We start from the raw sequence: 7,468 nt of genomic DNA, 5'->3' as shown, positions 1-7,468 counted from the left end.
CTATTACGGCGTCGCCGGAAATCTCCGGAGTCTCGTAAAAGTTTATCGGGCCGTGGAGCGTTACTGGCGCGGAATGCTGCGCAGCCGCAGCTGGGCAGGCGGCCACCTCACTTGGGACGCCTTCAACCAAATCAAAGAACGGACACCGTTGCTGAAGCCTAAGCTGCGCCTTCCTTATCGGGAGCTGCAGGCGCTTGCGGTGCTGTGAACCAACTGTCGAAGAGCGTCGGTGCGGGAAATCCGCACGCCACGTTCTGTGGGAACCGGGGGCGGGCGACCGCCTCCGGTGACCCGGTGCTGGAGGTGAAATCCCTCCGGCCTACTCACCCGCCGATCCCGGTTCAGGATCCCGGACGCGGGCGCACCAAAAGCGGCCGGCTATGGGTCGTTGTGCGCGATGAAGGCACCTGGGGCTCGCCCAATCCACCGGCGGCCTACTATCGCTACTCGCCTGACCGCAAAGATGAGCACGCTCAAGCCATTCTGGCGCCTGCATCCGGCTTCCTGCACGCCGACGCCTATGAACAAACTCTACGAACCGGATCCGATCACCGGCCGCCCGCGCCTGGGTATTGCCCTCAATCCGCACAATCTTTCAGGCGCTCGAAACACTGCCCAAGGGAAGCTTTTTGCAGGGGCAAACGCTTTGCAGCTCCGAAGGCGCTTTGGGGGGGCCCAACTTGGGCGCTGCTCGAGCAGGATAGCGCCGACGAGACGCAAACCGTCGCTCGCAGCATGGAGCGCAGGTCGCTTTAAACTCTAACCCCTGAGGAGCCAGACCCTCCCTTCGCGAGCCGCCTAATCAGCCTCAAATCATTTGACGATGGATAATGGTTGCGCCGCTTGTGCGGCGTCAGCAACCGGTCGGCTCTCTGCTGAGATGTTTCGTTGTCGTGCAACACTTCGAGGCTGCAGACGCGAGCGATCGCCACGGCGCGGCGCGAGATTCGCTGATGGTTCATGGATTTTGCTTTTAGCTCTGATGCCGGTAGCGGACTGGCCGCCGGGGTTCAGAAACCGTAATCGTGAACGGCCAATGTGCTTTTGGGGTGCCCTTTGGACATGGGCGCACCGTCTCCGCCGAACGGGGCTGTTAGAACGCTGGCCCATTGATGGCCACTGATGCTATCTTGGGTTTCCGAGGCCCAAGTCTATGGTTGCATACAACCTAAGAGTTTGCAACAGCCGTTTTCTACTCAAGGTGCGGCGAAACCGCGCGCTCGTAAAACCGTTGCAAAGCTCGACGCTGAATGGTCGATAAGGAATGGCCCCGTGATCTCCTGGGTTTTCGTGCCCACGGCTGCGCTCGGCCTTATCAAACCCGAATTGCTTAAGCTCCTCCCGCAAGCGCAGACAACGAATCTACAAACCGTACTGCCGTGGCTCTGCTGCACCTACGATCGAAAGCCTGACACGGCTATAAATGCAAAAGACGGCGAACATGGTCAGTTCAAAGACGTGCCGAACTCCTAATTCGCTGCGTCATTTCTGAAAAGAACGCAGCCTGCTCGCCTTAGAAATTTTTGCCGGAGACTATCACCGGCGGACGTGATCAGACCCGCAGGTTTTCTGCGCTGCTCTTGCCACGCTTCGGGTCGACTTTGACTTCGTAAGAAACCTTTTGGCCTTCTGCCAAACCAGAGAGTCCAGCGCGTTCTACGGCGCTTATGTGAACAAAAATGTCGTTTCCGCCGTCATCTGGAGCGATAAATCCGTACCCTTTTTGATCATTAAACCACTTCACAGTACCTGTTGCCATACGCTCACTCCTTTTGCCGCCGCGCCCAGTCCGAGCGCTGGTGGGTAATGGTGCCGAGAAACAGAGCAATCGGCGTGCCGGAACGAAAATGCTGATCCTACAGGGATGGCATCGGGTCGACGACAATGCACGCAAAGCTGACAACCGCGTGCGACTGCCAACATTCTCAGGCTAGCTCAATCAGATGGGATTACGCGAAGGCAGCACACGGCGGGGTCGGTAGGTTCTGGAACGGCATGATGCGAGCGCCGTGTGCTGCGGTTGAAAGTGCTCGACCCGATTAGCTCGCATATAACCGGTTGTCTTAGACCGGTCGCGCAGCAAGTTGATGCCGGTGTCGTCGTATTCATCTGTACCAGGTCGATCACACAATGTCCGCAACTCGACGCTGAGCCTCTGGACCCGCACCGGGGAGCTATGCGGGAAAGTGGGTGATGACGGGTTGAGAGAGGCGGCGTATCGAGGCGGGTGTCGAGCCTGCCAGAACCTCTCAAGGAGAGCGATACGCCATGAACGAGACTACCAACATCCTGCCCTTTCGTCAGCCGTCTGCGGTTGACGATCCACTGACGGAAATTCTGCGGAACAGAGCCCGTGAGCTGCTCGCCCGGGCCGTCGAGATCGAGCTGCAGGCATTTCTGGAGGCGACGGCGGAGCTGAAGCTGCCGGATGGCCGTGCCAGGATGGTGCGGCACGGCTTTGGCCCTGCGCGTAAGATTGCCACGGGGATCGGCGCGATCGAGGTCGCCCGGCCCAAGGTCAGAGACCGCGGCGCGGCCGGAGCGATCGGATCCGCTTCACCTCGGCGATCCTGCCGCTGTGGGCGCGGCGGACGAAGAGCCTGGATGCCCTCCTGCCGATCCTCTATTTGCGCGCATCTCGACTCGGCGATTTCCAGGAAGCGCTCTCGGCGCTGCTCGGCAAGGATGCGCCGAACCTGTCGCCATCGGTGATCTCAGGCCTGAAGGCGCAATGGCAGGGCGAGTACGAGCCCTGGCAAAACCGCGATCTGTCGGCGCGGCGCTATGTCTACGTCTGGGCCGACGGCGTCTTCCTGCAGGCCCGGATGGAGGACCACAGCGAATGCATGCTGGTTTTGATCGGCGCGACACCCGAGGGCAAGAAGGAGCTGATCGGCGCACTCGGCTTCTGGAAGGCCCTCGACGAAGTCTTCCGCGGCACGCGGCGACAGCGCTGCTGGCAGCACAAGACCGTCAACGTGCTCAACAAGGTCTCGAGCTCCGTGCAGAGCGGCATGAAGAAGGCCTTGCAGGACATCTGCATGGCGCCGAGCCGAGCTGCCGCGGAGCTTGCATGCGAAGCCTTCGCCGCGAAATACGGTGCAAAATATGCGCGCGCAGTTGATTGCCTGGCCAAGGATCGCGACGATCTGCTAACGTTCTATGACTTCCCTGCGGAGCATTGGATCCACTTGCGAACCACGGATGAGATGGACAAGCGATCTCTTCGTGGCCGAGATGACGACTGCGGAGATCGCTGTAAATCCATACTTTTGTTCGGCTGCGCTGCGGGCCATTCTTCCGTCCCGGCCACCGATCTCGCAGCCGCCGCGCGCCGGGGCGGTCAAGGCTGGCCGCATCTGCGGCCACCGCGAGGCTTGGCCTTGACCGGCCCGAGCACGGCGGCCCGCTGGCAGTGGAACGGGACTGCATTCCTGGCTAGAACTTGCCATCAGCCGCGATTATGGTTGTTTGGGCGCGGGCGACCTCGCGGCGAAGCGTGACGCGTCGGCTGCAAGCGTCACCGGACTGCCTATTTTGTCCTGCTGAACTGAGGCGCCCGCGCGCCGCTTTTGGGTGCCGCGGCTTCCATTGCGACACGAATCGTTCGTAGCTTTGCTCGGCCTGGGCGGCAATCAACATTTCGCGGTCGCGCAGCGACTTGATATTGTAGGCATAGGCTGGTCCACGGCGGCTCCCTTTCTGTTGTGGATGTCCGGCTTGAAGTTGCATCGCGCGGGTCTTGTTGGCGACCAGTGCCGGGCGCGCCCACAGGTAATCCTCGCCCTTTGTCAGCAAATGCCAGCAGAGCACAGTGAGCTTCCGAGCCACGGCCACCGCGGCGATCTGATGGCCGCGTCGGGCGCGGATGCGGACGAAAAAGGCATGCAGTGGACCGGGCGCCTTGGCCGTTGCCCAGGCCGCCTCGACCAGCATGGCGCGCGCATGACTGCGGCCGATCTTGCTGATACGGCCGTGGTGGGCGGCTCCCAGCCCGGACTGCCGCACTCGCGAGTTTAGCCCGAAATAGCTCACCAGCTTCTGCGGGGTGTTGAACCGGCTGATGTCGCCGATCGCCGCCACGAGTCCGGCGGCGACCGCCAGATTCACGCCGGTGATCGTCATCAATCTGTTCACCGCGGAATCCGAGATTGCGTCCTGCGCGATCTCGCGGTCGAGCACGGCCAGGTCTTCCGCCAGCCGGTAAAGCTCACGGACGTGCCGAGCGATGGCCGCGCGCTCATCATCCGGCAACTGTTGAGCGGCCAACCATGCCCGGCCGCGGGCGTTGAAAAGATCGGCATGCGGGCACTTCGGGATCAGATGCGCGTGCAGGATCGAATGCACCTCGTTCTTGAGCCGCGTACGGTGCCGCACGACCTGGTAGCGTCGCGCCACCAGCCTGCGCTTGCGTTCGGTCTCCGCGTCAGGCGTCTCGCAAGCCCAAAGCCGCAACCCATTGGAGCGTGCGCGCCATCGCCCAAGAGACGTGATCGTGAGGACGTTGGAGAGTTGCCCTGAGAACGCCACTCATTGGTAAGCGCGATTTTCCCCGCACGTTGACGCCTGCGCTTTTGACGGATGGCCTTCGTATCGGGGGCGGCGTCTGGCCTGTTCAGGCAGTGGCGGTTTTGGGGAAGTTGAAGGGCAGCAGGTCGGCAATATCGGCGTCGCCGGTGCGCTGAGGCAATTCGGTGAGGACGTGGCGCAACCACGCTAACGGCTCGACACGTGAGGCGCGGCAGGTCAGCATCAGGCTGTAGACGACGGCACTGGCCTTGGCTCCATCCACGGTTCGCTGAACAACCAACTCTTCCTGCCAGTTGCAAAAACCCTGATGTCGCGCTCCAGAAGATTGTTGTCGATCGGCATGCAGCCGTCCCCGGTGTAGCGCGTCAGATATTCCCATTGGTTTCGGGTGTAGGATACGGCGTCGCCGAGCTTGCTGTCAGGCAAGACCTTCGGGGCCATGTAGATCGAGCCATACCTTGAGAGCATTGAGGATGGGGACACTATGTTGCTGGCGGAAGCTGCGAATGCAGTCGGCCTGTGTTTCACCCTTCTCCGGTATTCCGTCCCGCGCCTGCCTTTCAACCCGGTAGAGCTGGTCGAAGAACCGCAGCGCCTGCTCGGGCGGACCTCCTCCCTTCTTCCTCGCCCTGAGGGCATCGACAAACCGCCGCGGGGAGTGGGCCATGCAGCCGATGTGGGTGGCCCGTTCCAGCGTGCGCCATGCGGTATAGCCGTCACTCATCACGATGCCGCGGTAATCGCCGAGGAAGGCCTGCGGGTGGATTTGGCCGCGGCCCGGCTGATAATCCAGAAGAACGATGGGCTCGTGACCGCCCTTGCCGCTGCGATAAGCCCACATATACGATGTGTTGGTGGCCTTTTTGTCCTTCTCCTTGAGGACCTGAACCGTCGTCTCGTCGCCATGGATGAGAGGCTGCGATCTGAGCTGCAGCTTCAGGGCGTCATAGATGCGGGAGAGATGTTTCTCGCTCGAGCCGATCACCCAGCGACCCAAAGCGCCGCGGCTGACCGGAACGCCGGCGCGTTCGAAGGCCTGCGCCAGGCGGTAGAGCGGCGTGCCATCGACATATTTATGAACCAGCGCGAACGCCAGCGTTGAGGCCGTGGCAACGCTGCCCGGCAGCGGCTGCGTCGGCATCGGCGCGGTCACGACAGGGGCGTTGATTCCGGTGCGATCGCAATGGCGGCACCCATATTTGAAGCGTACGTTCTGTAAAACCTTCGCCTTCACCTCGATATGAAGTTGCTCGGTGACAGCCTCGCCCATGCGATGCATCTGGCCACGGCAGCAAGGACACGCCTTCTGATCGTCGGGCAGGTCATACTCGACGCGAGACGCGGCAGGTTCGCCGGCAGCGGCCTGCGGCCGCGCTTCTTTCCCGTTGTGTTTTTGACGGGTGGCAAGCCCGTGTCCGGAAGTTCGGCGATATTGTTCGTTTCACTGCCGGCGTCATCCTCATCGGCGGCCTGCTCGGCTTCATTGAAGAGACGATCGACGTGCTTTTCGCTGCGTGGCGCAAAACGATGCAGGCGTGCCAGCGCCAGTTCTTCCTTGAGTTTGACGACGCGGTCGGCGAGTTGATGGTTCTCCGCCTGCAGCGCAGCAATGCGCACCAACAGCACTTCAACACTCGGATCGCCGGTTCGATTCATCGGAATCTTGAATCTGAACCGTACCGACGCGTCAACCGCTCAACTCGAGAGCTCAGCCGGCAACCTGATAGTGCCGCACCGGATGGCGGACCATCGCATCGATATCGATGCCATCAAGGATCCAGTGCAATTGCTCGGTCGTAAGCCGGACGACCGCCTCCTGGCGGCGCGGCCATCGGAACTTGTCCTCAGTCAGCCGCTTCAGGACCAGCACAAAGCCGGACCGGTCGAAGAACAGCAACTTCATCCGGTCGCAACGGCGATTGCAGAACGCAAAAACCGCCGGCGTGAATGGATCGAGCGCCATCGTCTCCTGGACCAGGACCGCAAGGCTGTTGATGCCAGCCCGGAAGTCGATCGGCTCACAGCGCAGATAGACCTGCAGGTCACCGCCCAGTCTGCACATGGCCCAGTGCTCCGATGATCGCCGTCAATGCATCCACATCGCCGCATTCCAGCGCGAGCTTCACACCGTTCGGCAGCGACACGCTCACTTTGGCCGGAGAACAAAAAGCTGGAGTCCCTTTGGGTTCCGAACCACGCACTTCATCGCAAGCCGGCAAATCCACCGTCGCCACGCCGTCTTGCCGCGACAGGGCTCGATCGGCGGACCCCTCAAGCTGAACCGGGATGAACGCCGGGCGTGAAGACGGCGGCAGCGACCTGGTCGCGGTGTGCTTCTTGATCCACTTCCGAAGCAGGTTCGCGTTGACCCCATGTTCGAGCGCAAGCCTCGATACCGAAACCCCAGGCTCAAGGCAGGCCGTGACAAGACGCTCTTTGGATGCCGCCTCGTAGCGCCGGCGACCGTTCCGGCCAACAAGCCTGACCCGCAGTTTCTGATCATCCGCTGCCATCACAAGGTGTCCACCTATTTTGGTGGACACCTCATGCATTAGGTGGTGTGGACATTAGCGCATCCATAGAACAATGGCAGCGAGAGTGACGACGGCGCGATAGTTCCGTGCCGTCTTTTCGAAGCGGGTTGCGACGCGTCGGAACTGCTTGAGCTTTGAGAAGCAGCATTCGACGAGATGGCGCTGGGCATAGAAATGCTTGTCGAGAGGGTATTTGAGCGCGCGCGACGGATTGTTGGGGATGACGGCGAGCGCGCCTTTGGCGGCGATGGCTTGGCGCAAATGATCGGCGTCATAGGCGGCGTCGGCCATGACGACTTGGGCTGATAAGCCTTCGATCAAAGCGGCGGCTTGCGGTGCATCGCCCTTCTGACCCGCGCTCAGCGTGAACCGCACCGGACATCCCAAGCCTCGAACCGCTAGAT

6 protein-coding genes and 3 pseudogenes are annotated in these 7,468 nt (G+C 61.4%); 3 read left to right on the top strand and 6 right to left on the bottom strand.

All coding sequences use genetic code 11. The features are described 5' to 3' along the window. Together J6525_RS45500 and J6525_RS47815 are read left to right on the top strand one after the other, a co-directional pair. The coding region (locus tag J6525_RS45500; protein ID WP_446471744.1) for a hypothetical protein at window positions 1–208 on the top strand (208 nt) is incomplete at its 5' end. After that, the gene (locus tag J6525_RS47815; RefSeq protein ID WP_376708667.1) at window positions 205–756 is read left to right on the top strand and encodes an IS66 family transposase; all 552 of its coding nucleotides are present in this window, start codon (window positions 205–207) and stop codon (window positions 754–756) included. The genes J6525_RS45500 and J6525_RS47815, both read left to right, overlap by 4 nt. A gap of 796 nt (window positions 757–1,552) precedes the next feature. On the opposite strand, the gene J6525_RS45490 is transcribed toward J6525_RS47815, so the two are convergent. Then, entirely contained in the window at window positions 1,553–1,759 is a 207-nt protein-coding gene (locus J6525_RS45490) for a cold-shock protein (RefSeq protein WP_225649168.1), read from the bottom strand. Between the two features lie 509 nt (window positions 1,760–2,268). Between J6525_RS45490 and J6525_RS45485 the strand changes: the two are divergent. After that, window positions 2,269–3,215: pseudogene (locus J6525_RS45485) on the top strand (transposase); the annotation flags it as partial. 328 nt (window positions 3,216–3,543) lie between these two features. Here the strand turns inward: J6525_RS45485 and J6525_RS45480 are convergent. The 5 genes and pseudogenes from J6525_RS45480 to J6525_RS45460 all read right to left on the bottom strand — a co-directional run. Next, window positions 3,544–4,434: pseudogene (locus J6525_RS45480) on the bottom strand (IS110 family RNA-guided transposase); the annotation flags it as partial. 181 nt (window positions 4,435–4,615) lie between these two features. Further along, window positions 4,616–6,186: pseudogene (gene tnpC, locus J6525_RS45475) on the bottom strand (IS66 family transposase). A gap of 52 nt (window positions 6,187–6,238) precedes the next feature. Continuing rightward, a complete protein-coding gene (gene tnpB / locus J6525_RS45470) occupies window positions 6,239–6,592 on the bottom strand; it encodes an IS66 family insertion sequence element accessory protein TnpB (RefSeq protein ID WP_225649508.1) in 354 nt (117 codons plus the stop codon). After that, the gene (gene tnpA / locus J6525_RS45465) at window positions 6,573–7,043 is read right to left on the bottom strand and encodes an IS66-like element accessory protein TnpA (RefSeq protein WP_225649507.1); all 471 of its coding nucleotides are present in this window, start codon (window positions 7,041–7,043) and stop codon (window positions 6,573–6,575) included. Before tnpA ends, tnpB begins: the two co-directional genes overlap by 20 nt. Window positions 7,044–7,097: 54 nt before the next feature. After that, window positions 7,098–7,468 (bottom strand): IS5 family transposase (locus tag J6525_RS45460; RefSeq protein WP_225649506.1); only part of this gene is annotated, 371 nt, incomplete at its 5' end.

The sequence above is a fragment of the Bradyrhizobium australafricanum genome (genome assembly GCF_020329495.1).
Taxonomy (GTDB): Bacteria; Pseudomonadota; Alphaproteobacteria; order Rhizobiales; family Xanthobacteraceae; genus Bradyrhizobium; species Bradyrhizobium australafricanum.
Note: the sequence above shows the minus strand (reverse complement) of the source record. Positions and strands in the feature narration are given on the sequence as shown.